Here is a 23,217-nt window from a genome sequence, read left to right on the forward strand (position 1 = left end):
CGATCCCCCGGACGCGTGGTGGACCGGGGTTACGCCGGGCGCTGCAGCGTGACCCCGGGGATGCCGCGCAGCTCCGCCCGGAGCGCGGGACTGGGCCGAACCGGGTAGTCCGGCACGGCGAGCTTGTGCGTGCGGCTGAGGCCGGTGATCTCCAGGAGCACGGGGGTGTCGCCGCGATGCGCCAGCAGGGTCTGCTTGAGTTCGAGCACGACCGACTCGGTGACCAGCCTGCCGTTGATCACCAGCACGAGGGCGTCACCGCCCGCCGTGAGGTCGAGCGGGGCCAGGTCGGCGCCGAAGACCGACATCCTGTCCTCGCGCCAGTTCACCCGGCCCTTCACCAGCACCGCGTTGTCCTCGACCAGGTCGGCCGCGAACAGGGCGTAGGACTTGGGGAAGAACAGCACCTCGATGGCGCCGTCGAGGTCCTCGACGGTGCAGATCGCCCAGGGCTCCCCCTTCTTGTTGATCCGCCGCTCCAACGACGTGATCAAGCCGGCGACGACCAGCTCGCCCTCCCGCGGCGGGTTGTCCAGGATCGAGGCGATCGGGCGCGGGGCGTGCCTGCGCAGCACGGGCTCGGCCCCGTCGAGCGGGTGGGCGGAGACGTAGAGGCCGAGCATGTCCCGCTCGAAGGCGAGCAGCTGCTCGCGCGGCCACTCCTCCTCGCCGAACGCCAGGTGGGCCAGTGGGGACGCGTCCGGGGTCGGCTCGGCGCCGAACAGGTCGAACTGGCCCATGGCCTCCTGGCGCTTGATCGGGACGACGGCGTCCACGGCCGCCTCGTGCACGTTGCTCATCGACAGCCGGGTGGCGCCGAGCGAGTCGAAGGCACCCGCCTTGATCAGCGATTCGAGGACCCGCTTGTTGCAGCAGACCAGCTCGGACTTGTCGAGGAAGTCGGTGAAGGAGGTGAACACGCCCTTCGAACCGCGCGTCCTGATGATCGAGTCGACCACGTTGGCGCCGACGTTGCGGATCGCGCCGAGGCCGAAGCGGATGTCGTCGCCGACCGCGGCGAAGCGCAGCGCGGACTCGTTGACGTCCGGCGGCAGCACCTTGATGCCGAGCCGACGGCACTCGGACAGGTAGATCGCGGACTTGTCCTTGTTGTCCCCGACGGAGGTGAGCAGCGCGGCCATGTACTCGGCGCGGTAGTTCGCCTTCAGGTAGGCGGTCCAGTAGCCGACGAGCGCGTACCCGGCGGCGTGCGACTTGTTGAACGCGTACCCGGCGAACGGGAGGATCGTGTCCCACAGCGCCTTGATCGCCCCGTCGGAGAAGCTCTTGTCGCGCATGCCCCGCTGGAAGCCCTCGAACTCCTTGTCCAGGACCTCTTTCTTCTTCTTGCCCATCGCCCGGCGCAGCACGTCGGCGCGGCCCATCGAGTAGCCCGCCACCCGCTGCGCGATCGTCATGATCTGTTCCTGGTAGACGACCAGGCCGTAGGTCTCGGCGAGGACGTCCTCCAGGTCGTCCGCCAGCTCCGGGTGGATCGGCTCGATGGCCTGGCGGCCGTTCTTCCGGTCGGCGTAGTTGTTGTGCGTGTTCATCGCCATCGGGCCGGGGCGGTACAACGCGTTCACCGCGATGATGTCGCCGAAGCCCGTGGGTTGCATGCGCCGCAACAGCTCCCGCATCGCACCGCCGTCGAGCTGGAACACGCCGAGGCTGTCCCCGCGGCCCAGCAGGGCGTAGGTCTCCGGGTCGTCGACGCCGAGGGTGTCCAGATCGATGTCCATGCCGCGGTTGGCCTTGATGTTCTCGATCGCGTCGCCGATGACGGTCAGGTTGCGCAGGCCGAGGAAGTCCATCTTCAGCAGGCCGATGGCCTCGCAGGAGGGGTAGTCCCAGCCGGTGATGATCGAGCCGTCGTCGCGCTGCCACAGCGGGATGGAGTCCATCAGCGGTTGCGAGGACATGATCACCGCACAGGCGTGCACACCGGCGTTGCGGATCAGGCCCTCCAGGCCGCGCGCCGTCTCGAAGATCTTCGACACCTCGGCGTCGTTCTCGATCAGGGCGCGCACTTCCGCCGCTTCGCCGTAGCGCTCGTGCTTGGGGTCGACGATGCCGGACAGGGGGATGTCCTTCGCGGCGACCGGCGGCGGCAGCGCCTTGGAGATCCTGTCGGCGATCGCGTAGCCCGGCTGTCCGTAGTGGACACGAGCCGAGTCCTTGATCGCCGCCTTGGTCTTGATCGTGCCGAACGTGATCACCTGGGCGACCTTGTCGGAGCCGTACTTGTCGGTGGCGTAGCGGATCATCTCGCCGCGCCTGCGGTCGTCGAAGTCGATGTCGATGTCCGGCATGGACGTGCGTTCCGGGTTGAGGAACCGCTCGAACAGCAGTCCGAGCCGGATCGGGTCCAGGTTGGTGATCCCCAGCGCGTACGCCACCAGCGACCCGGCCGCCGAGCCGCGTCCGGGGCCGACGCGGATGCCGACCTTCCTGGCGTGGCGGACGAGGTCGGCCACGACGAGGAAGTACGCCGGAAACCCCTTCTGCGCGATGACATCCAGCTCGAACTCGGCGCGCGCGGTGTATTCCTCCCCGACGCCGGACGGGAACCGCCAGCGCAGGCCCTCCAGCACCTGGTGGTGCAGCCAGCTCGCCTCGCTGTGGCCGGGCGGCACCGCGAACCGGGGCATGCGGTCCCTGTTCGCGTAGACCTCGTCGTAGGGCTCGACCATCTCCGCGACCAGCAACGTGTTGTCCGTGGCCCCCTCGACCTCGGAATCCCAGATCTGCCGCATCTCCGCCGCGGACTTCAGGTAATAACCATCACCATCGAACTTGAACCGGTTCGGATCGTTCAGCGTCTTCCCCGACTGCACGCACAACAACGCCGAATGCGTATCCGCCTGATCCCTGGTCACATAATGCGAATCATTCGTCGCCAACGGCTTGATACCCAGATCCTTACCGATCTTCAACAGACCCTCGCGCACCCGGCGCTCGATGTCCAGACCGTGATCCATCAACTCCAGGAAAAAGTTCTCCGCCCCGAAGATATCCCGGTAATCCGCCGCCGCCTGAACCGCTTCCCTCTCATGCCCCAACCGAAGGCGCGTCTGCACCTCACCCGACGGACACCCCGTCGTGGCGACGATCCCCTCCGAGTACTGCGCGATGATGTCCCGATCCATCCGCGGCTTGCGGTAATACCCCTCGATACTCGCCAAACTCGACAGCTTGAACAGGTTCCGCAACCCCGTCGCGTTCCGCGCCACCATCGTCATGTGCGTGTACGCACCACCACCAGCAAGATCATCACCACGCTGGTGCGGCTCACCCCAGAACACCGGCTTCTTGTGACCCCGACTCGTCGGCGCGACATACGCCTCGATCCCGATGATCGGCTTGATCCCGAACTTCTTCGCCTGCTGGTAGAACTGATCCGCCCCGTACATGTTCCCGTGGTCGGTCATCCCCACCGCCGGCATCTCCAACCGCTGCGCCTCGGCGAACAACGGAGCGATCTTCGCCGCACCGTCGAGCATCGAGTACTCGGTGTGCACGTGCAGGTGAACGAAGGAATCCACCCCGTCACTCCCCCTCGTTGTAGGTTCTTCAGGGCGAGGGCATTGGAACGCGGTCGCTGGGCGGTCGTCCAACAACCGACACCCGGAGCTGACAACCGACAGGAGTGAACGTGGAGCTGGACCTCGGAGCGGTCCGCGCGTTCGTCACGGTGGCGGACGAGCGGCACTTCGGCGAGGCGGCGACCCGGCTCGGGCTCTCCCAGCAGGCCGTGTCCAAGCGGATCGCCCGACTGGAGGACGATCTGGCCACCACCCTGCTGCACCGCTCGCGCAGCAGCGGGACCAGCCTCACCAGCGACGGTGACGCGTTCCTGCCGCACGCCCGCGCCCTGCTCACCGTGGCCGACCAGGCCGTCGCGGCGCTGCGCGCCAGGCGCAGGCCGCTGCGGATCGACGTGCTCGGCACCTGGCTGGCCTCGACCGAACTCGTCCGGGAGTTCTACCAGTCCACCGGCGTCGAGGTGGAAATCGTGACCTCCCAAGGGCTTCGCGACGCGCGACCGGCGCTGGCCGATCGCAGCGTCGACGCGGCCTTCGCACGGGTGATCGGCACGCTGGACGAGTCCATCGCCCACCACCCGGCCTACCTCGAACCGCTGCACCTCCTGGTCGGGCGCAGGCACCCGCTGGCGCGGCGGCGCAGCGTGACCGTGGCGGAGCTGGTGGGCGGGACCGCGTGGATGCCGGACAACCAGCCCGGCAGCGAGTGGGCGGACTACTACGAGGCGCTGGAGGAGGAGCTGGGCATCAGGATCGACACGACGGGTCCGCACTTCGGGTTCGACCACCTGCTCGAAGAGCTGGGCCGGTCGACGGACTGGTTCAGCTTCGCCGCCGAGCGCATGCGCGTGCCGTGGTACCCGGACGTCGTCCAGATCCCCATCGTGCAGCCGATCCCGGTCTACCCGTGGTCACTGCTGCTCAACCGGCACCACCCGCACCCCGCGCTGCCCCGGCTGGTGCGGCACGTCGCGGAGAACTTCACCCCGCTGGACCCGGCGCGCCAGTGGGTCCCGCCGGCCGACCGCGCGAGCTTCGGCTAGAGCCCGAGCCCGCGCAGCACGATCTCCAAGCCCTTCCGGAACTCCTCCTCCGGCGGGATGTCCCGAGCCTGGGCCGCGGTCTCGGACAGGATCGGGAACTCCTCGGGCGGCAGATCGGCCAGCGCGGCGGTGCCGGGACCGGACAGCGAACCGAAATGCGCGACCTGGAGCGCGCCGAAGACGTAGCCGAGGAGGGCGCGGAACGCGATCACCCGGCGCTTGCCGGTCAGCCCGGCGTCGGTGAGCACGGTCAGCACCGCCTCTCCCCAGCGCCGTGAGCTGGGCGAGCGGTGCCGGTAGGTCAGCAGCAGCGGCACGACGGCCGGGTGCCCGGACACCGCGACCCGCACCCGGTCGGCGAGCGCACTGAGGCGCTTTCCCGGCGTGCCACGGGGAATGCCCGCGTCGACGGCCCGGAGCACGAGGTCGACGACCAACTCCTCGACCTGGCCGCGGTCGCTGACGTAGCGGTAGAGCGACATCGTGCCCATGCCCAGCTCCTGGGCGACCGTGCGCATGGACAGGCTGTCGAGCCCGTCGCGGTCGAGCACGGTCAGCGCGGCGGTCGCGATCTGTTCTGGGGTGAGGGAACGAGGTCGTGGCATGGCGTTTGACAGCGTACAGCATACGCGCATACGCGCGTAGGCGTACACCACACGCTTACAGGAGGAGCCATGCGCGAGCTGATCGCCGTCTCCGGGGAGCGCGTCCGCGTGCCCGACCCGGATCGCCTGGTACACCTGCAGTTCCGCCGCTTCGCCGGTTGCCCCGTCTGCAACCTGCACCTGCAGTCGGTCGTGCGGCGGCACGGCGAGATCACCGCGGCGGGCATCCGCGAGGTGGTCTTCTTCCACTCCCCCGCCGACGAGCTGCGCGAGTACGACCTGCCGTTCGCGGTCATCGCCGATCCGGAGAAGCGCTACTACCGGGAGTACGGCGTGGAGTCGAGCCGCCGCGCACTGCTGCACCCGCGCACGTGGGGCGCGATCCTGCGCGGGTCGGCCCTGACGGTGCTGGGTCGTTTCCGGCCGCCCGCGTCCAAACAGGACGGTGGACGGCTCGGGCTCCCGGCCGACTTCCTGCTCGACCGGGACGGCAGCGTGCTCGCTTCCAAGCACGGCGAGCACGCCTACGACCAGTGGTCGGTCGACGAGCTGCTGGCGCTCGCCGGAGCTCGCGAGAAGAGCGGGCACGCGTGAGGGCGCTCCTGAGCACAGCGCCACCCTCATCACAACCGGCTAACCGGTGGAATACCTTGCCTTCAGCCTGAAGCTCGGCGACCGTCCACTGTAGATGATCCTCGTTGCCCGGTTGTTATCGACAATCGGGGCTCGTGCCGTCATCGTGATGTTATGGGGTCAGTAGCCGTACGGGACGTGGTGCGCGACGTGGTTGCCGAGGTCGCGCCGGAGGAACTGCCGGTCGTGGACGGCCTGGCGGGCTTCGACGACGGCACCGTCGTCCGGCGGCTGCGCCGGGGCGGCAACCGGAGGGAACCACTGGGGTTCGGCCTGGGCGAGATCGCGGTGATGGTCGCCCCGGTGGTCTGGATCGTGGTGGACCAGATCGCCCAGAAGGTCGCGGGCACCGCCGTGGACGGTGCCGCCAAAGGGATGAGAGCGTTGCTGCGAAAGGTCTTCCGCAAGGGGCCCGCACGGGTGGTCGTTCCGCCGCTGACCCCGGAGCAGTTGGCCGAGGGCTGGCGGAAGGTGTACGAGGCGGCCTTGCACCGCGGCATGTCCGAGGAGAGGGCCAGAGCTGTCGCCGACGCGGTGGTGGCCCGCTTGACGCTCGACGCGAGCGATGAGGAAGAACCTGGCTAGCGCCGTCGCCGCGCCGCGGATCGACGAACGGGCGGTGGGCGCGGGCACGACCGTGCGCTTCGCGCTGCTCGTCGTGTTGATGCTGGCGGCGAGCGTCGCGGTGGTGCTGGAGTTCACCCGCAGTCCGGAGGGCTGGGGGTGCACGCTGGCGGCCGGGGTCGACCCCACCGCGGGCTCGGATCGGGCCGCGGTCGTGAACAGAGCGGGGCAGACGCCTGCCTACCAGGCGTGCATGGCCGAGTTCGCCCCGCCTCCGCCCTGGTGGCTGCCCTTGGCGTGGCCGGCGCTGTTGCTGGCCGTGGCGGGCCTGGTGTTCCTCGGGTTGTCGGCGTGGAAGGCCCGGCGCGGTCGCGTCGTTCCGCTGGCGGCGGTCGATCCGGAAGGCGAGATCCACCGGACGCTGGCGGAACTCGCCGCCGTGGCCGGGCTCCGGCGCCTTCCGCGCGTCGTCGTGGACCCGATCGCGACCTCCACCGGGGCTGTGGTGTTCGGCAGCACCCGCAGACCGATCGTGTGCCTGCACGGTGGCCTGATCGCCGACAGGCACAGCAACCGCGAGGGCTTCCGGGCCGTGCTGCTGCACGAGTTCGCCCACATCCACAACGGCGACGTCACCATCACCTACGCCACCGTCGCGCTGTGGCGCGCGTTCCTCGCCGTCACGGTGCTGCCCGAGCTCGTGATGACCGTCCAGAGCCTGCCGAGCTGGCCGAACTCGCCGCTGTGGTCAGCCCACGCGCCCGGTGTGACCCGCGGCTTCGTGCTGACGGCCTTCATGATCGCGCTGGTCTACCTCGCGCGGTCGGACGTCCTGCGCACCAGGGAGATCTACGCCGATCTGACCGCGGTGCGCTGGGGTGCAGCCCTGCACGGCTTCGCGATCGCGCAGCCGCCGATGCCCGCAGGCTTCCGGGGTGTGGTGGCCTCCCTCGCGGAGCTGTGGCGCACGCATCCGCGGTGGGAGCTGCGCTGGCACTCGCTGACCGACACCTCGGCCCTGTTCGGCGTGCGGGCGTTGCCGATGTTCCTCATCGGTGCGACCACGACGCTGATCAACGACAACTTCTGGCGCTACCTCAAGGAATACCAGCTCGCGGGCTGGTGGGTGGACCAGGCGGTCGCGATCCTCGCGGCGGGCTTGGCCGCTGGTGCGGCGGGAACGGCGCTGTGGCGGGCCGTCGCGCACGCCGTGCTCACGTCGCGCCCGGTGCCGTCCGGGGTGCGGGCGGGCCTCTGGCTGGGCGCCGGCATGACCGTCAGCGAACTGCTCACGGGCAAGAACGCCGTCTACAACTGGCTTCCCGACCATCCCGAGGTCGTTCTCCTTTTCGTGGTCGCGGGCGCCGTGTTCGGCTGGTGGACCGCACGATGCGCCCTGCTCGCCGTCAGCACGTGGCGCGGGCGCACGCTCCGCCCCGCGATGGCCGTCGGGCTGGTCGCGGCGTGCCTGGTGCTCGCCGGGTGGCTGGCGTGGTGGCAGGGCGGTGGAGCGCTGTTCGTGGTCGGCTGGCCGATCGACCTCGACATGATGCGCCAGTCGGTGGAGCAGGCGTTCCCCGGCCCGTTCGCCGAGCACCAGGGCATGCTGTCGGCGATTCCCATCGCCATCACGCTGATCGCGTCCGTCAACAAGGTCCCACTCGCCCTCGCCGTGGTCGCAGCGCTGTGGGTGGTTCCGTTGCTGGCGTGGACGATCCGGCCTGGCCCGGCCCGCTGGGCGTGCGCGGTCTCCGACGAGGTCCCGGAACCGCTCGGCGTCCCGGTGCCGTCGCTGCCCCGCGTGCTGCTGCCCGGCGTTCTGACGGGCTTGGCGAGCTGGGGTGCGATCGCGCTCGTCCAGGCCGCGCATCCGCAAGCCGCCGAGGAGGGCGGCCTCGTCGAATTGCTTTATCTGGCATGGGTCTTCGTGGTCCTCATGGGAACCGCCGTGGTGGCTGCGATCGCCGCGAGCGCGCTCTGTTCCCGCTACCGGTTGTTCGCCGGTCTCATCGCCACCCAGGTCGCGACGCTGCTCGGCCTGGCGGGGGCCTTCGTGCTCGGCTCCGGCTGGCCGGAAGTCGGACCGATCATCACGCTCGTCGTGGTGTCGGCCGCCGTCGTCTCGATCATCGTCGCCGCGGTCGGTTCGCTCTTCGGGAAACCACGCGTCCCCGTCGCACCAAGGGCGCACGTGACAGCCCGACGGGCCTGCGTCGCGGTCGCGTGCATCGCCGCGGTGGCCGTGGCGGCGCCGGAGTGGATCCCCTCTTCGGGCGTGCCCGAACCCCCGACGACCCAGCTATTCGGCCCCGCCGGCACTTCGTCGGCCTCACCGCAGATCAAGCGGCTCCAGATCGTGGCGTGGCGGCGCTACGGCGGCGAGAGGCTGCTGAGGCGCTTCACCGAGGAGAGCGCTCGGTTCGTCGCGCACGTCAAGGCGACGAACGGCGCGATCGACCGTTCTGCGTGCGGTCCGCTCGGCGGGATCACTCGGGCCGCGAGCGGCTACTTCCGTTTCCCCGAGCCACAAACCCACGAGATCTGGCAGACGTTCATCACCCAGGTGCAGAGGGTGGCACGGGAGTGCGAGCGCGCCGCGGTCCAGACGTCGATGCTGTGGATCGAGGAGGCCATGGGCACCGCCGGAGTGATCAAGGCACGCGCCGACACCTTGGAGCGGGGAAACCCCACTTCACTACTGCCCGCACCGGCACGGGAACTCCCACTGCCCGATTGGGCCGGTCACGGTGGACGAGACCTCCTGCTCCGCTTCGACACCGGAGCGAGCCGCATTCTGTCCTATGTGGACGAGGTGCGCGGCAGGGTCGACGTGACACGGGTGGAGCCCCTGTGCACGGCACTCGCGGAGGTCACCCTGGACGCGAGCGGCCACTTCCGCATCGCCGACGCGGAGCCGCAGCGCCGCTGGAGCCACTTCATCGCTCAGGGCCGCAAAGCCGCCCAGGACTGTCGGACCGCGCTTTCCCGGACGGACACCGCGCTCTTCCGCGCCGCGCTGCGGGAGCTCGACCAGGCGATCGACACCGCCCGGTCGGTGCTCCCGCGCTGAGGCCCGGTCTCAGAACTCGATCGGCCTGGGCTTGCCGCCCTTGGGGTCCCGGAAGGCCGCGTTACCGCCGCGCCCGACCTTGAAGTAGTAACCCGAATTCATCGCTCCAGCAAGGCGAAAGAGCCGCTCCACCTTACGGCCCCACGCGAAGATGAAGACCGTTCGGCGCGTGGAGAATGCCGCGCGAGGGCTTCGCGGGCTTGTGCGGCATGAGCCGGTACGAGCGGAGAACCGTGCCGAGAATGACCGTCAGCTCGGTCAGCGCGAGCTGGGAACCAGGGCAGAAGCGCGGGCCGAGCGCGAAGGGGAAGTAGCTGCCGGAGGCCGGACACGCGCCGGACTGCCACCGCTGCGGGCGGAACTCGTCAGGCTCCGCGTAGGCGCCGGGATCGCGCTGGTTGAGGTAAGGGCTGAACAGCACCGTCACGCCGGCGGGGAGGTCACCGACGGGCGCGGCGAGCTGCCGGGGCAACTGCCAGACCGGCGGGTGCAAGCGCAGCACCTCGCGGACAACCGCTTGGCAGAAAGGAACATCGGTGCGAGCGCGCTCCTGCACGTCGGGGTGGGCCGACAGTTCGTGCAGGCACCAGGCCAAGGCTGCGGCGGGAACATGGTGGCTGGACAACAACATCGTGCGCACCGACAAGGTGATGGCGTGCTCGTCGAAACCGTGCTCCGCGAGGTGAGCGGGCAACCCCGTGTTCGTGGTGCGGACGTGGCGTCGAATGGCCTCGTACGTCGCGCACTGGGCGCGGCGTCGCCGCCAGAGCCGCGACGCCACCGAGAGTTCCTTGTCCACCAAGGCAGAAATCGCCGGAGCCGCCTCGCCGAGCACATATCGGACGTTGATCGCGGAGACCAGCCGAACCGCCTCCCGCATCGCATCGACGACATCCGGCCAGGCGGCGGTGATCCGCTCGGCCTCGGCGGCGATCACCGGGGTGAACGCGTCAGCCCTGGCGGCGGACAGGAGCGGCCGCATCGCCCGGCGAACCGCCATCCAGGTCGCGAGTCCGTCCGGCCCCCACGAGGTGACGGTGGTGCGCAGGTCCGCGCGGGGAGCGAACGCGGCCTTGTTCGCCAGAAGCCGTTCTGTCGCGGTCGGATCGGTCACCAGCCACACACCCGGCTCGACCTCGCTGATGCCGTCGTCCGCACGTGCGGCGGCCGCGGCGAGTGCCGCCGCACGCGGGTTCATCACACCGCCGGATAGGCGTAGTAGCCCGGCGAGGCGAAACGGCGGCGACGGATGAGGCGCTTGACGAGTTTCATTGCACGCTCCCTCGGGTAGTGCGAACCAGGACGGAATATCAATCGCATTCCGTTGGCGTGTCAAGGAATTCCCCGCGCTCGAACAGGCGTCAATCAACCAGAAGCAGCATGCCGTCAGCGCGACTCCGCATATTCTCCGCCGCCGTTTCCGGCCCGTGTCCCGTTGCTGTCATTGCCGTGACAACGCGGCCAGGCGGTAGTAGGCCCGGTTCCACCGCAGCCGGTCGGCGAAGGACGACGGCGTGGTGGCGCCGTCGATGAGCACCAGCTCGGTCTCCGACATCCGCGCGAAGTCCTCCAGCGTCTCCGCGCCGACCGCCTGCGTGAGCACAGTGTGGTGCGGGCCGCCCGCGGCGAGCCAGCACTCCGCGGAGGTCGACAGCGACGGCGCGGGCCGCCACACCGCCCTGGCCACGGGGAGGTTCGGCAGCGGTTCGTCCGGCGCGACGACCTCGACCTCGTTGGCCACCAGGCGGAAGCGGTCGCCGAGGTCGGCCAGCCCGACCACGACGGCGGGGCCCGGCTCGGCGTCGAACACCAGCCGCACCGGGTCCTCGCGACCGCCGATGCCCAGCGGGTGGATCTCGCACGAGGGTGTGCCCGCCGCGATCGTCGGGCACACCTCCAGCATGTGCGCGCCGAGGATCTTCGGCTCGCCCGGGCCGAAGTGGTAGGTGTAGTCCTCCATGAACGAAGTGCCCCGCCCGGTGCCCTCGCCCATCTCCTTGACCGCGGCCAGCAGCGCGGCGGTCTTCCAGTCGCCCTCACCGCCGAAGCCGAACCCGTCGGCCATCAGCCGCTGCACCGCGATCCCCGGCAGCTGGCGCAAGCCGCCGAGGTCCTCGAAGTTCGTGGTGAAGGCGCCGAAACCACCCTCGGCGAGGAACTTCCGCAGTCCGGCCTCGATGCGTGCGGCGTAGCGCAGCGACACGTGCCGCTCTCCCCCGCGCGCCAGCTCCGGGACCAACCGGTAGGTCTCGCCGTAGTCGGCGACCAGCAGGTCGACCTCCTCCTCCGGGGCCGCGTCGACCAGCTCGACCAGGTCGTTGACCCCGTAGGTGTTCACCGAGACGCCGAACCGCAGCTCGGCCTCGACCTTGTCCCCCTCGGTCACCGCGACATCGCGCATGTTGTCGCCGAAACGGGCCAGCCGGAGCGAGCGCAGGTGGTGGTATCCCGCGGCTGCCCTGATCCAGCTGTCGATCCGCCTCGCCACGACGGGATCGGCGGCGTGCCCGGCGATCGTCTTGCGCGGCACGCCGATCCGGGTCTGGACGAAGCCGAACTCGCGGTCGCCGTGAGCGGCCTGGTTGAGGTTCATGAAGTCCATGTCGATGCTGGCCCACGGCAGCGCTTCGTTGAGCTGGGTGTGCAGGTGCAGCAACGGCTTCCGCAACGCGTCCAGTCCGGTGATCCACATCTTCGCCGGGGAGAACGTGTGCATCCACGCGATCACCCCGACGCAGGACGGGTCCGTGTTGGCGGCGAGCATCACCGCGCGGATCGCGGCCGCGTCGGTGAGCACGGGCTGCCAGACGATCTCCGCCGAGAGCCTGCCCGAGTCGGTGAGCATGCGCTGGATGCGACGCGACTGCTCGGCCACCTGCTCCAGCGTTTCCGGGCCGTAGAGGTGCTGACTGCCCGTGAGGAACCAGACCTGGCGCTTCATGGTGCTCCTTACTGCCCGTAGACGTTCTGGTAGCGGGCGTAGAGGTGGTCGATCTGGTCCTGGCCGATGACATCGGGCGTGCCGAGCTGGCGGGCGATGTGGACGGTGCGCGCGACGTCCTCCACCATCACCGCGGCCTTGACCGCGGCCCTGGGCGTGGCACCGACCGTGAACGGACCATGGTTGCGCATGAGCACCGCGGGAGATCTGCTGCTGCGCAGGGTTTCCACGATGCCGCGGCCGATCGAGTCATCGCCGATGAGCGCGAAGGGCCCGACCGGGATGTCACCCCCGAACTCGTCCGCGATCATCGTGAGCACACAGGGGATCGGCTCACCGCGTGCGGCCCATGCGGTGGCGTAGGGCGAATGCGTGTGCACGACGCCACCGACCTCCGGCATGTGGCGGTAAACGTAGGCGTGCGCCGCGGCGTCCGAGGACGGTGCCAGCTCCCCCTCCACCAGTTCGCCGTGCAGGTCGGTGACGACCATGGCCTCCGGGCCGAGGTCGTCGTAGGACACGCCGGAGGGCTTGATCACCATGAGGTCGCGGCCGGGCACCCGCGCGGAAACGTTGCCCGCGGTCCAGATCACCAGTTCGTAGCGGGTCAACTCGCGGTGCAGGTCGGCCACCACGCGGCGCAGTTCAGACGTGATCGACATCTAGGCCGCCTTCCCCAGTGCGTCGCGGCGGTAGGCCCGCAACCGGTGCATGACCTCGTTCGCGCCGCGGCCGAAGTAGTCGTGGAGTTGCCGGTACTCCTCGTACAACCGTTGATACGCCTGAACGTTCTCCGCGATCGGGCGGTACACGGCGCGGCGCACCGAGCCCATTGCCTCGGCCGCCGCGCGGATGTCGGCGTACGCTCCCGCCGCGACGGCGGCGTGCATGGCCGAGCCCAGGGCGGGTCCCTGCGTCGAGCCGATCACCGACAACGGGAGACCGGTGACGTCGGCGTAGATCTGCATCAGCAGTGCGTTGCGCACCAAGCCGCCCGCGATCACCAACTCCGTCACCGGGACACCGGCTCCGGTGAACGCCTCGATGACGGTCCGCGTGCCGAACGCGGTCGCCTCCAGCAACGCCCGGTAGACGTCCTCGGCGCGGGTGGCGAGGGTCTGGCCGACCACCACGCCGGAGAGTTCGTGGTCGACGAGCACGGAACGGTTGCCGCTGTGCCAGTCCAGCGCGATCAGGCCGTGCTCGCCGACCGCCTGCGCGCTCGCCAGCTCCGTCAGCAGCTCGTGCACGTCGCGACCGCGCTCGTGGTACTCCGGCGGAACCTGGTTCTTCACGAACCACGCGAAGATGTCACCGACTCCGCTCTGCCCGGCCTCGTAGCCCCAGAGCCCCGGCACGATGCCGCCGTCCACCACCCCGCACATGCCCGGCACCTCGCGCAGCACTGAGCCGTTCAGCACGTGACAGGTCGAGGTGCCCATGATCGCGACCAGCTGCCCGGGCTCCACCGCCCGCGCCGCCGGGGCGGTGACGTGAGCATCCACGTTGCCCACCGCGACCGCGATGCCTTCCGGGAGCCCGGTCCACGCGGCGGCCTGCTTCGTCAGGCTCCCCGCCCGGTCACCGAGTGCGGCCAGCGGGTGATCGAGCTTGTCCGTGACGAACCCGGCGAACGCGGGGTTCAGCGCACCGAGGAAGTCCGCCGACGGGTAGGCGCCATCCTGGTGGATCCCCTTGTACCCGGCCGTGCACGCGTTGCGGGTGTAGGAGCCCGTGAGCTGCCAGACGATCCAGTCCGCGGCCTCGACCCAGTGCTCCGTCGCGGCGTAGACCTCCGGCGCCTCCTCCAGCAGCTGGAGGCCCTTGGCGAACTCCCATTCCGAGGAGATCAACCCGCCGTAGCGCGGTAACCACGGCTCACCGCGCTGACGCGCCAGCTCGTTGATGCGATCGGCGTGCGGCTGCGCGGCGTGGTGGCGCCACAGCTTCACGTAGGCGTGCGGATTGCCTGCGAACTCCGGCAGTTCGCACAACGGGGTGCCGTCCGCGGTCGTGGGGATCATCGTGCACGCCGTGAAGTCCGTACCGATCCCGATGACGTCGGTCGCGTCCACACCGGCGTTCTCCACCGCGTTCGGCACCGCGGTCCGCAGCACGTCCACGTAGTCCGCGGGCACCTGCAACGCCCACTCCGGCGGCAGGGGCTCGCCGGTGCGCGGCAGGACGCGGTCGAGGACGCCGTGCCGGTACTCGTGCACCGCGCTGCCCAGCTCCGCGCCGTCGCGCACGCGCACGATCACCGCGCGGCCGGACAGCGTGCCGAAGTCGACCCCCACCACGCACGCGTCGGGATTGATCGCCATTGTCAGCCCTCACCGGAGAAGTGGACGTGTCCCGCTGAGTGTTATCGCTAACATTCAGTGCGTCAAGGTCCTTGTGGCTAGCCATGTCTGCGTGATGTGAGCGTGCACATCACAACCCGGGCCAACGGAAACGAGCGTGCTCTCGGCCCGGCCGTGAACGCGGACCGGGTCGCAGGGGCGGGGACGTTCAGGCGGGCGGCGCGACGCTCTCGCGGGACACGAGGGCGGGAGCGACGGTGCGGCGCGGTTCGGCGCTCTCCCCGTCGCTCACCTGAGCGAGCAGAAGGCCGAGCGCCTCTCGGGCAACGGCGTCGAAGTCCGGGCGGACCGTGGTCAGCGGCGGGATGAAGTACGCCGCCTCGGGCACGTCGTCGAAGCCGACGACGCTCACCTCCCGGGGCACGCTGCGCCCGCGTTCGCTCATCGCCCGGAGCACACCCAGCGCGAGGTGGTCGTTGGACGCGAACACGGCGGTGACCTCGGGCATCCTGGCCAGCATCTGCCCGGCGCGGTAGCCGGCGGCGGCGCTCCAGTCCGCGGCCACCACCGGGGGGACCTCGGCGCCCGCGGCCTCCAGAGCGCGCTGCCAGCCCTCGACGCGACCGGCCGCGTCGAACCAGTCCGCCGGGCCGGACACGTGCCAGACCGTGCGGTGACCGGCGTCGAGCAGGTGCTTGGTCGCGGCGAAGGCGCCCGCGGCCTGGTCGACGGTCACCAGCGGGGTCGGGCGCCCGGGATCGCCGTCGATGGTCACCAGCGGCACCCCGGCGGGGACGTCGGCGAGCGCGTCGTTGGCCGAGGCGGTCGGGGCGATCACCACGATCCCGGCGACCCGCTGGTCGCGGTGGCGTTCCACGGCGGCGGCGATCGAGGCGCGGTCGAGGACCTTCACCCGGCCCACGCTCACCGAGAACCCGGCCCCTGCCGCCGCCTCCTCGAAGGCGGCCAGCAGGGATGCCGGGCCGTAGAGCGTGGAGTTCTGCGCCACCACCCCGATGAGCTGGGACTTGCCGGTGACCAGCGCGCGGGCCGCGCGGTTCGGCCGGTAGCCCAGCTCCTGGATCGCGGCGCGCACCCGCAACCGGGTCTGCTCGCGGACGTTGGGGTGGTCGTTGAGGACGCGGGAGACCGTCTGGTGGGAGACACCGGCGAGTTTGGCGACGTCTGTCATCGCCGGATCGCGCGAAGCCCTGTTGTCCACTGACGTTCTCCGATCCTCGATCTCCCGATCCTTGATGTTAGCGATACCAGGGATCATTCCAGCCGGAACGTGGCACGTGCACTTCGCGCTTTGCCAGGCTTCACGACCACGAGTCGGCCCGCGTCACCGGGGGTGGGCGACGGAGTCGTCCGACAGCCGCGACGAACTGCGCCGGCGGTGGCTGCCGGTGTCCTCACCCCCGAGAGCAATCAGGAACCCCTCGTACCCGGATTGCTTGGCGGCCTTGACGTCAGCGTGCAGTCGCGCCAGGCCGCGACCGGCGGCACCCGCATGCGATCTCCCTGCCAGCTCGGGAAGGCCGCGCGAACGCGGTCGGGTGCGGCCTCGGCGACGGGGAGAACATGGCCCAGGTCACAAAAGTGAGCGCTAACATATTCCGCACCTCTCGATGTGTCAACGCCGAGAACTTCTCGCTACGCGGGGGTTGACGACCAATATGTGAACGCTCACTCTTGTCCACCAAGTCCGATTCGCTCTCCCCCGAGGAGTCCCCGTGCTGAAGAAGATCGCGACAGCGGCAGGCGTGCTCCTGCTGAGCGCGCTCGCCGCCTGCGGCGGCCAGGCCCCCGCCGGTTCCGGCACCGGCGCCCTCACGCTGGGCTTCGCCCAGGTCGGTGCCGAGAGCGGCTGGCGGACGGCCAACACCAAGTCCATCCAGGAGGCGGCCCAGGCGGCGGGTGTCGTGCTGAAGTTCTCCGACGCGCAGCAGAAGCAGGAGAACCAGATCAAGGCGATCCGCTCCTACATCCAGCAGAAGGTGGACGTGATCGCCTTCAGCCCGGTGGTGGAGACCGGTTGGGACACCGTGCTGCTGGAGGCCAAGCGGGCGGGCATCCCGGTGATCCTGACCGACCGGGCCGTCGACTCCGAGGACACCTCGCTCTACCGCACCTTCCTCGGCTCGGACTTCGTCGAGGAGGGCCGCAAGGCGGGCGCGTGGCTGGTGGCCAACTCCACCGGGCCGGTGAGCGTTGTCGAGCTGCAGGGCACCACCGGGGCGGCCCCGGCCATCGACCGCAAGAAGGGCTTCGAGGAGAAGATCGCCGCGCGGCCGGACATCAAGGTCGTCGCGTCGCAGACCGGGGACTTCACCCGCTCCGGCGGCAAGCAGGTGATGGAGGCGATGCTCAAGTCCACCCCGGACATCGACGTGGTCTACGCGCACAACGACGACATGGGGCTCGGCGCCATCGAGGCGGTCAAGGCGGCGGGCAAGGTCCCCGGCCGCGACATCCGGGTCATCACGGTGGACGGGGTCCGCGACGGCATGCAGGCGCTGGCCAACGGCGAGATCGACTTCATCGTGGAGTGCAACCCGTTGCTGGGCAAGCAGTTGATGGACCTGGCGAAGAAGGTCAAGGCGGGCGAGAGCGTGCCGCAGCGGGTGGTCACCGAGGAGACCACCTTCACCAGGGAGCAGGCCAAGGCCGCCCTGCCCAGCCGTCAGTACTGACACCCCTCCGGCCGCGGGGCCCGCAGCCTTCCCCAAGCGCGCCTGCGGGTCCCGCATCCCACCTCCAGCGACGAAGGCAGCAGCGATGAACTCCCCAGCGGTCGTCGAGATGCGCGGGATCTCCCTCGCGTTCCCCGGCGTGAAGGCGCTCCAGGACGTGGACTTCCGGCTGCTCCCCGGCGAGGTGCACGCGCTGATGGGCGAGAACGGCGCGGGCAAGTCCACCCTCATCAAGACCCTCACCGGGGTGCACTCCCCCGACTCCGGCGTCGTCCGGCTCGGCGGTGAACAGGTGGCGTTCACCTCACCGGCGCAGGCCCAGGAGGCGGGGATCAGCACGGTGTACCAGGAGGTGAACCTGTGCACCAACCTGACGGTCGCGGAGAACATCCTGCTCGGCAGGGAACCACGCAGGCTTGGCCGCATCGACGGGAAAGCCATGCGTGCCAAGGCTTCCGAGCTGCTCGCGCGGATCGGGCTGGACATCGACCCGGCATCGGCGCTCGACAGCCACCCGATCGCGGTTCGGCAGCTGGTCGCCATCGCGCGGGCGATCGCGGTGGACTGCCGGGTGCTGGTGCTGGACGAACCGACGTCCAGTCTGGACGCCGACGAGGTCGCCGAGCTGTTCCGGATCATGCGGGTGCTCCGGGACGAGGGCGTGGCGATCCTGTTCGTGTCGCACTTCCTCGACCAGGTGTACGCGATCGCCGACCGGATGACCGTGCTGCGCAACGGTTTCCTGGTCGGTGAGTACGCCGCTGCCGACCTCGACCGGCTCGGCCTGGTGTCGGCGATGCTCGGGCGCGAGCTCGGCGCGCTCGAGGAGATCGAGCACGCAGCGCGCTCGGGACACCAAGCCGGCACGGTGCTGCTGCGCGCGGACAAGCTCGGCCGCAAGGGTGCGATCGAGCCCGTCGACCTGGAGATCCGTGCCGGGGAGATCGTCGGGCTGGCGGGCCTGCTCGGGTCCGGGCGCACCGAGCTGGCGCGGTTGCTCTTCGGCGCCGACCGCGCCGACTCCGGAACGCTGCTCGTGGACGGCAAACCGCTGCGCGGGCGCGGGCCCACGGCGGCGATCGCGGCGGGTATCGCGTTCTGTTCGGAGGACCGCAAGGGCGAAGGACTGGTCGCCGACCTCAGCGTCCGGGACAACCTGATCCTCGCGTTGCAGGCCGCGAGGGGCTGGGCCCGCCCGCTGCCCCGGAGGACGCAGGACGAGCTGGTGGCGAGATACCTCGCGGCGCTGGACATCCGGCCCGCCAACCCGGACACGCCGGTGCGCGCTCTCTCCGGCGGCAACCAGCAGAAGGTGTTGCTGGCGCGGTGGCTCGTCACCGAGCCCAGGTTGCTGATCCTCGACGAGCCGACCCGCGGCGTCGACGTCGGCGCCAAGGCGCACATCCAGAAGCTGGTCACCGACCTCGCCGCCGAGGGGATGGCGATCCTGTTCATCTCCGCGGAGCTGGAGGAGGTCCTGAGGCTGGCTGATCGGGTGATCGTGCTGCGCGACAGGCAGAAGATCGCTGAGCTGGACGGTGCGCGGACGAGCGTCGACGAGGTCGTCGGGCTCATCGCCGGCGGCACGGAAAGGGCCGCGTCATGACCGCCCGGCTGCGGTGGCCGTTGCTCGCGCTGGTCGCGTTGCTGTTGCTGAACCTGGTCTTCACGCCCGCCTTCTTCGCCGTGCGCGTGCAGGACGGGCACCTCTACGGCGGGCTCGTCGACATCCTCAAGAACGGCGCGCCGACGCTGCTGGTCGCCCTCGGCATGACGCTGGTGATCGCCACCCGCGGCATCGACCTGTCCGTCGGCGCGGTCGCGGCCATCGCGGGAGCCGTCACCTGCACCCACATCGCCGGTTCCGCCGCCCCTGGCGGCGTGACGACCGCTGTGACCGGGATGGCGCTGGCGCTCGCGCTGTGCGCCGGACTCGGGCTGTGGAACGGGTTCCTGGTCGCGGTGCTGGGCATCCAGCCGATCATCGCCACGCTCGTGCTGATGACCGCGGGCCGGGGCCTGGCGATGCTGCTCACCGAGGGGCAGATCGTCACCGTCGCCAACGACGCCTACCGGGAGGTCGGCGCGGGCTACCTGGTGCTGCCGGTGGCGATCCTGATCAGCTGCGCCGCGGTGGCCGCAGTGGGCCTGCTGACCAGGCGCACGGCGCTGGGGTTGCTGATCGAGTCGGTCGGGGTGAACCCGGAGGCGAGCAGGCTGGCCGGGGTCCGCTCGCGCACCATCGTGCTGACCGTCTACGTCTTCGCCGCGCTGTGCGCGTGCGTGGCCGGGCTCATGATCAGCTCCAACGTCAGCGCCGCCGACGCCAACAACGCGGGGCTGTGGATCGAGATGGACGCGATCCTGGCCGTGGTCATCGGCGGCACCTCGCTCACCGGCGGGCGCTACTCGCTGACCGGGACCCTGCTCGGCGCACTGATCATCCAGACGCTCACCACGACCGTCTACACGATCGGCGTCGCACCGGAGATCACGCTGGTGTTCAAGGCGGTCGTGGTGATCGCCGTGTGCCTGCTCCAGGCGCCGAAGGCCCGCGCCCTGCTGCGCCCCACCCGCCCCGAACCCGAGAAGGTGGCCGCGCCATGACCGCTCTCGCCCGCCGGGTGCCCGCCCGGTTCCTGCCCGTCCTGGCCACCCTGGTGCTGTTCGCGCTCGCCTTCGGCGCGGGCGCGGCCGGCTACGACGGCTTCGCGTCCGGGCAGGTGCTGGCGAACCTCTTCATCGACAACGCCTTCCTGGTCGTGCTCGCGGTCGGCATGACGTTCGTGATCCTCACCGGCGGCATCGACCTGTCGGTCGGTTCGGTCGTCGCACTGTCCACAATGGTCACCGCGGCCGGGCTGCGCGCGGGATGGCCCCTGCCGGTGGTCGTCCTCGCCGTATTCGGCATCGGCGCGGTGCTCGGCCTGCTGATGGGACTGGTGATCCACCACTTCGACATCCAGCCGTTCATCGTCACCCTGGCCGGGATGTTCCTCGCCCGCGGGCTGTGCTTCGTGATCAGCGTCGAGTCGATCCCCATCAAGGACGCCACGCTGCGCGAACTCGCCGCGGCCACCATCGACCTCGGCGGCGGGGTCACGATCACCTACGCCGTGCTGATCGCGCTGGCCGTCGCGGCGGCCGCCGCCTACGTGCTGCACCTGACGCGCTTCGGCCGCACCGTGTACGCGGTCGGCGGCAGCGAGACCTCCGCACTGCTGATGGGTCTGCCGACCGCACGGGTCAAGGTCGGCGTCTACGTGGTCAGCGGACTGTGCTCGGCGCTCGGCGGGCTGTTGCTGAGCCTGTACATGCTCTCCGGCTACGGCCTGCACGCGGTGGGCATGGAACTGGACGCGATCGCCGCGGTGGTGATCGGCGGCAGCCTGCTCTCCGGCGGGGTGGGGTTCGTGGCCGGCTCGGTGGCGGGCGTGCTCGTGCTCGGCACCATCCAGACGCTGATCTCCTTCCAGGGCACGCTCAGCTCGTGGTGGACGAAGATCGTGATCGGGGTCCTGCTGCTCGCTTTCATCGTCGTGCAGCGCGTGCTGTCGCGCCGCTGACCAGGCTTGATTAAGATCGCTGCGAGTTCCGAGGAGAAGCCGGGGGCAGCATGCTCGAGATCAGCTTTCTCACCTGGGCCGTGACGATCGGGTTGATCGTCGCCCTGCTCGCGGTCGACCTCGTCGTCGCGGCGGTGCGCCCGCACCGGGTGGGCTTCGGCGAGGCCACCGCCTGGTCGGTGTTCTACATCCTGGTCGCCGTGGGCTTCGGGGTCTGGTTCGCGCTGAGCCACGGCGGGGACTTCGGCACCGAGTACTTCGCCGGCTACATCGTCGAGAAGAGCCTGTCGGTCGACAACCTCTTCGTCTTCGTGATCATCATGACCACGTTCGCCGTGCCCGAGGAGCACCAGCACAAGGTGCTCACCTTCGGCATCGTGCTCGCGCTGATCATGCGGGCGCTCTTCATCGTGCTCGGGGCCGCGCTGCTGTCGCTGTTCTCCTTCATGTTCCTGATCTTCGGGCTGCTGCTGGTGTTCACCGCGGTGCAGTTGTTCCGGCACCGCGACGAGGACCCCGACGTCGAGAACAACGTGATGGTCAAGGCCGCCCGGCGGCTGTTCCCGAGCACCGACGGCTACGTGGGCGGGAAACTGGTCGTGCGCCAGGGCGGGCGACGGCTGGTCACACCGCTGTTCGTGGTGCTGCTGGCGATCGGCAGCGTCGACCTGCTCTTCGCTCTCGACTCCATCCCCGCGGTCTTCGGCGTCACCGAGCAGCCCTTCATCGTCTTCACCGCCAACGCGTTCGCGCTGCTCGGCCTGCGCGCGCTCTACTTCCTGGTGAAGGGGCTGCTGGACCGGCTCGTCTACCTCTCCACCGGGCTGGCGCTGATCCTGGCGTTCATCGGCGTGAAGCTGATGCTGCACTGGGCGCACGTGGACATCGACCCGCGCGTGCCGGAGATCCCCACCCCGGTCAGCCTCGGCGTGATCATCGGCGTCCTGGTGATCGTCACGGTGGCGAGCCTGCTCAAGACCCGCCGCGACCCCTCCGCGAAGGCCCACGCCGGTTCCCTCCGGGCGACCCACCACGACACCCCCGACCAGACCTGACATCCCCGCTTACACCCTGAATGAGTCATTGAGGTACTTGAACGCACCGAATGACTCATTCAGCGCGTTCAACGCACCAATGCGACGTTCGCGGTTCGTGGTCGCCCGAGCAGGGCTGAGGTCCTACCAGCGATCGGCGATCTGGGGAGCGATCAGCTCGTCGTAGACGACGTGCACGGTCTCCAGTTGATCAGCGTTCAGCGGCGCCAGATCGGCCGCCTCCGCGTTCGCGCGAGCCTGCGCGGGGGTGCGGGCGCCGGGGATCACCACGCTGACGCCGGGCTGGTCGATGATCCAGCGCAGCGCGAACTGCGCCATCGTCACCCCGGGCGGCACCAGCGGGGCGAGGCGCCGCACCGCTTCGAGCCCGATGCCGAAGTCCACGCCGGAGAAGGTCTCACCGACGTCGAACGCCTCGCCGTTGCGGTTGTAGCTGCGGTGGTCGTTGTCGGCGAAGGTGGTGTTCGCGTCGTAGCGGCCGGACAGCAGGCCACTGGCCAGCGGCACCCGCGCGATGATGCCGACCCCGGCGGCGCGGGCGGCGGGAAGGACCTCGGCGAGCGGGCCGAGCCGCAGCGCGTTGAGGATGATCTGGACGCTGGCCACCCCGGGCCGGGCGATCGCGGTCAGCGCTTCGGCGCGGGTCTCCACGCTCACCCCGTACGCGGCGACGCGGCCCTCCTCGACGAGGGTGTCCAGCCCGTCGAAGACCTCGTCCGCGGAGTACACCGGCGTCGGCGGGCAGTGCAGCTGCACGAGGTCGAGGGTGTCGACGCCGAGGTTCGCCCGCGACCGGTCGGTCCACGCGCGGAAGTTGTGCAGCGTGTAGATCGCCGGGTCCTGCGGCGTGATCCGGCGACCCATCTTGGTCGCGACGGTGATGCCCTGGCGCCCCTTGAGGAACCGGCCGACCAGGCGCTCACTGCGCCCGTCGCCGTAGACGTCGGCGGTGTCGATGAACGTCACGCCCGCGTCGACCGCCGCGTCGAGCACCGACAGCGCCTGACCCTCGTCCACCTCGCCCCAGTCGGCGCCCAGCTGCCACGCTCCCAGTCCGACTACCCCGACCTGCCCGCCGCTGCGGCCCAGCTCTCGTCTCTCCACGCTGTTAACGCTAACACCACGGCGCAGGTAGTCGGTTCACGTGCGCGGCACGTCCCACGCGGGGTCCAGATCACCGCACGGAGAACGAGGGA

Annotated in this window: 17 protein-coding genes; 9 read left to right on the forward strand and 8 right to left on the reverse strand. The window is 69.9% G+C overall.

Features of this window, described 5'->3' with window-relative positions; genetic code table 11:
• Positions 1-29: 29 nt before the first annotated feature.
• On the reverse strand, positions 30-3,545 hold the full coding sequence (dnaE, locus tag BLT28_RS13540) for a DNA polymerase III subunit alpha (RefSeq protein WP_083383739.1): 3,516 nt from the start codon (positions 3,543-3,545) through the stop codon (positions 30-32).
• Positions 3,546-3,655: 110 nt separating this feature from the next.
• Here dnaE and BLT28_RS13545 point away from each other — a divergent pair, with 110 nt between their 5' ends.
• Complete coding sequence (locus tag BLT28_RS13545; RefSeq protein WP_030431315.1) at positions 3,656-4,588, forward strand: LysR family transcriptional regulator; 933 nt, start codon at positions 3,656-3,658, stop codon at positions 4,586-4,588.
• On the opposite strand, the gene BLT28_RS13550 is transcribed toward BLT28_RS13545, so the two are convergent.
• Positions 4,585-5,193 carry a TetR/AcrR family transcriptional regulator gene (locus BLT28_RS13550; protein WP_030431314.1) on the reverse strand — a complete coding sequence of 203 codons (609 nt, stop codon included), beginning with the start codon at positions 5,191-5,193 and terminating at the stop codon, positions 4,585-4,587. The two genes, BLT28_RS13545 and BLT28_RS13550, sit on opposite strands and share 4 nt — an antisense overlap.
• 69 nt (positions 5,194-5,262) lie before the next feature.
• Between BLT28_RS13550 and BLT28_RS13555 the strand changes: the two genes are divergently transcribed.
• The 3 genes from BLT28_RS13555 to BLT28_RS13565 all read left to right on the forward strand — a co-directional run bounded on the left by BLT28_RS13555 (position 5,263) and on the right by BLT28_RS13565 (position 9,460).
• Positions 5,263-5,787, forward strand: a complete 525-nt coding sequence (locus BLT28_RS13555; protein WP_030431313.1) for a peroxiredoxin-like family protein — start codon at positions 5,263-5,265, stop codon at positions 5,785-5,787.
• A gap of 153 nt (positions 5,788-5,940) precedes the next feature.
• The gene (locus tag BLT28_RS13560) at positions 5,941-6,411 is read left to right on the forward strand and encodes a hypothetical protein (protein WP_030431312.1); all 471 of its coding nucleotides are present in this window, start codon (positions 5,941-5,943) and stop codon (positions 6,409-6,411) included.
• Positions 6,392-9,460, forward strand: a complete 3,069-nt coding sequence (locus tag BLT28_RS13565) for a M48 family metalloprotease (protein WP_030431311.1) — start codon at positions 6,392-6,394, stop codon at positions 9,458-9,460. Before BLT28_RS13560 ends, BLT28_RS13565 begins: the two co-directional genes overlap by 20 nt.
• A 133-nt stretch (positions 9,461-9,593) precedes the next feature.
• On the opposite strand, the gene BLT28_RS13570 is transcribed toward BLT28_RS13565, so the two are convergent.
• The 5 genes from BLT28_RS13570 to BLT28_RS13590 form a co-directional block, all read right to left on the reverse strand.
• Positions 9,594-10,658 (reverse strand): cytochrome P450, encoded by a 1,065-nt coding sequence (locus BLT28_RS13570; protein ID WP_030431310.1) that lies wholly within the window; start codon positions 10,656-10,658, stop codon positions 9,594-9,596.
• Between the two features lie 243 nt (positions 10,659-10,901).
• Entirely contained in the window at positions 10,902-12,401 is a 1,500-nt protein-coding gene (gene araA / locus BLT28_RS13575; protein ID WP_030431309.1) for an L-arabinose isomerase, read from the reverse strand.
• Positions 12,402-12,409: 8 nt separating this feature from the next.
• Positions 12,410-13,063, reverse strand: coding sequence for an L-ribulose-5-phosphate 4-epimerase (locus BLT28_RS13580; RefSeq protein WP_030431308.1), 654 nt, complete (start codon positions 13,061-13,063; stop codon positions 12,410-12,412).
• Positions 13,064-14,725, reverse strand: a complete 1,662-nt coding sequence (gene araB / locus BLT28_RS13585; RefSeq protein ID WP_030431307.1) for a ribulokinase — start codon at positions 14,723-14,725, stop codon at positions 13,064-13,066.
• Positions 14,726-14,912: 187 nt separating this feature from the next.
• Positions 14,913-15,896: a LacI family DNA-binding transcriptional regulator gene (locus BLT28_RS13590; RefSeq protein ID WP_030431306.1), complete on the reverse strand. Its 984-nt coding sequence runs from the start codon at positions 15,894-15,896 to the stop codon at positions 14,913-14,915.
• Between the two features lie 544 nt (positions 15,897-16,440).
• Between BLT28_RS13590 and BLT28_RS13595 the strand changes: the two genes are divergently transcribed.
• The 5 genes from BLT28_RS13595 (at position 16,441) to BLT28_RS13615 (ending at position 22,021) form a co-directional block, all read left to right on the forward strand.
• Complete coding sequence (locus BLT28_RS13595) at positions 16,441-17,400, forward strand: ABC transporter substrate-binding protein (RefSeq protein ID WP_030431305.1); 960 nt, start codon at positions 16,441-16,443, stop codon at positions 17,398-17,400.
• Positions 17,401-17,485: 85 nt separating this feature from the next.
• A complete protein-coding gene (locus BLT28_RS13600; RefSeq protein WP_030431304.1) occupies positions 17,486-19,006 on the forward strand; it encodes a sugar ABC transporter ATP-binding protein in 1,521 nt (506 codons plus the stop codon).
• Positions 19,003-20,007 (forward strand): ABC transporter permease, encoded by a 1,005-nt coding sequence (locus BLT28_RS13605; RefSeq protein ID WP_030431303.1) that lies wholly within the window; start codon positions 19,003-19,005, stop codon positions 20,005-20,007. Before BLT28_RS13600 ends, BLT28_RS13605 begins: the two co-directional genes overlap by 4 nt.
• Positions 20,004-20,966, forward strand: a complete 963-nt coding sequence (gene yjfF / locus BLT28_RS13610) for a galactofuranose ABC transporter, permease protein YjfF (protein WP_030431302.1) — start codon at positions 20,004-20,006, stop codon at positions 20,964-20,966. The genes BLT28_RS13605 and yjfF overlap by 4 nt, the downstream gene beginning before the upstream one ends.
• A 50-nt stretch (positions 20,967-21,016) precedes the next feature.
• Positions 21,017-22,021 (forward strand): TerC family protein, encoded by a 1,005-nt coding sequence (locus BLT28_RS13615; RefSeq protein ID WP_030431301.1) that lies wholly within the window; start codon positions 21,017-21,019, stop codon positions 22,019-22,021.
• Positions 22,022-22,144: 123 nt separating this feature from the next.
• Here the strand turns inward: BLT28_RS13615 and BLT28_RS13620 are convergent, their stop codons facing one another.
• Positions 22,145-23,125 (reverse strand): aldo/keto reductase, encoded by a 981-nt coding sequence (locus BLT28_RS13620; protein ID WP_030431300.1) that lies wholly within the window; start codon positions 23,123-23,125, stop codon positions 22,145-22,147.
• Between the last annotated feature and the right edge of the window lie 92 nt (positions 23,126-23,217).

Origin of the sequence: Allokutzneria albata (genome assembly GCF_900103775.1) — a bacterium.
Lineage (GTDB): Bacteria > Actinomycetota > Actinomycetes > Mycobacteriales > Pseudonocardiaceae > Allokutzneria > Allokutzneria albata.

Bases quoted from the DNA above. Each gene is read 5' to 3' on its own strand.
- araA (WP_030431309.1), bottom strand. From the start codon at position 12,401: ATGAAGCGCCAGGTCTGGTTCCTCACGGGCAGTCAGCACCTCTACGGC.
- BLT28_RS13590 (WP_030431306.1), bottom strand. From the start codon at position 15,896: ATGACAGACGTCGCCAAACTCGCCGGTGTCTCCCACCAGACGGTCTCC.
- araB (WP_030431307.1), bottom strand. From the start codon at position 14,725: ATGGCGATCAATCCCGACGCGTGCGTGGTGGGGGTCGACTTCGGCACG.
- BLT28_RS13560 (WP_030431312.1), top strand. From the start codon at position 5,941: ATGGGGTCAGTAGCCGTACGGGACGTGGTGCGCGACGTGGTTGCCGAG.
- BLT28_RS13600 (WP_030431304.1), top strand. From the start codon at position 17,486: ATGAACTCCCCAGCGGTCGTCGAGATGCGCGGGATCTCCCTCGCGTTC.
- BLT28_RS13615 (WP_030431301.1), top strand. From the start codon at position 21,017: ATGCTCGAGATCAGCTTTCTCACCTGGGCCGTGACGATCGGGTTGATC.
- BLT28_RS13580 (WP_030431308.1), bottom strand. From the start codon at position 13,063: ATGTCGATCACGTCTGAACTGCGCCGCGTGGTGGCCGACCTGCACCGC.
- BLT28_RS13555 (WP_030431313.1), top strand. From the start codon at position 5,263: ATGCGCGAGCTGATCGCCGTCTCCGGGGAGCGCGTCCGCGTGCCCGAC.
- BLT28_RS13570 (WP_030431310.1), bottom strand. From the start codon at position 10,658: ATGAACCCGCGTGCGGCGGCACTCGCCGCGGCCGCCGCACGTGCGGAC.
- BLT28_RS13565 (WP_030431311.1), top strand. From the start codon at position 6,392: ATGAGGAAGAACCTGGCTAGCGCCGTCGCCGCGCCGCGGATCGACGAA.
- yjfF (WP_030431302.1), top strand. From the start codon at position 20,004: ATGACCGCTCTCGCCCGCCGGGTGCCCGCCCGGTTCCTGCCCGTCCTG.
- BLT28_RS13550 (WP_030431314.1), bottom strand. From the start codon at position 5,193: ATGCCACGACCTCGTTCCCTCACCCCAGAACAGATCGCGACCGCCGCG.
- BLT28_RS13605 (WP_030431303.1), top strand. From the start codon at position 19,003: ATGACCGCCCGGCTGCGGTGGCCGTTGCTCGCGCTGGTCGCGTTGCTG.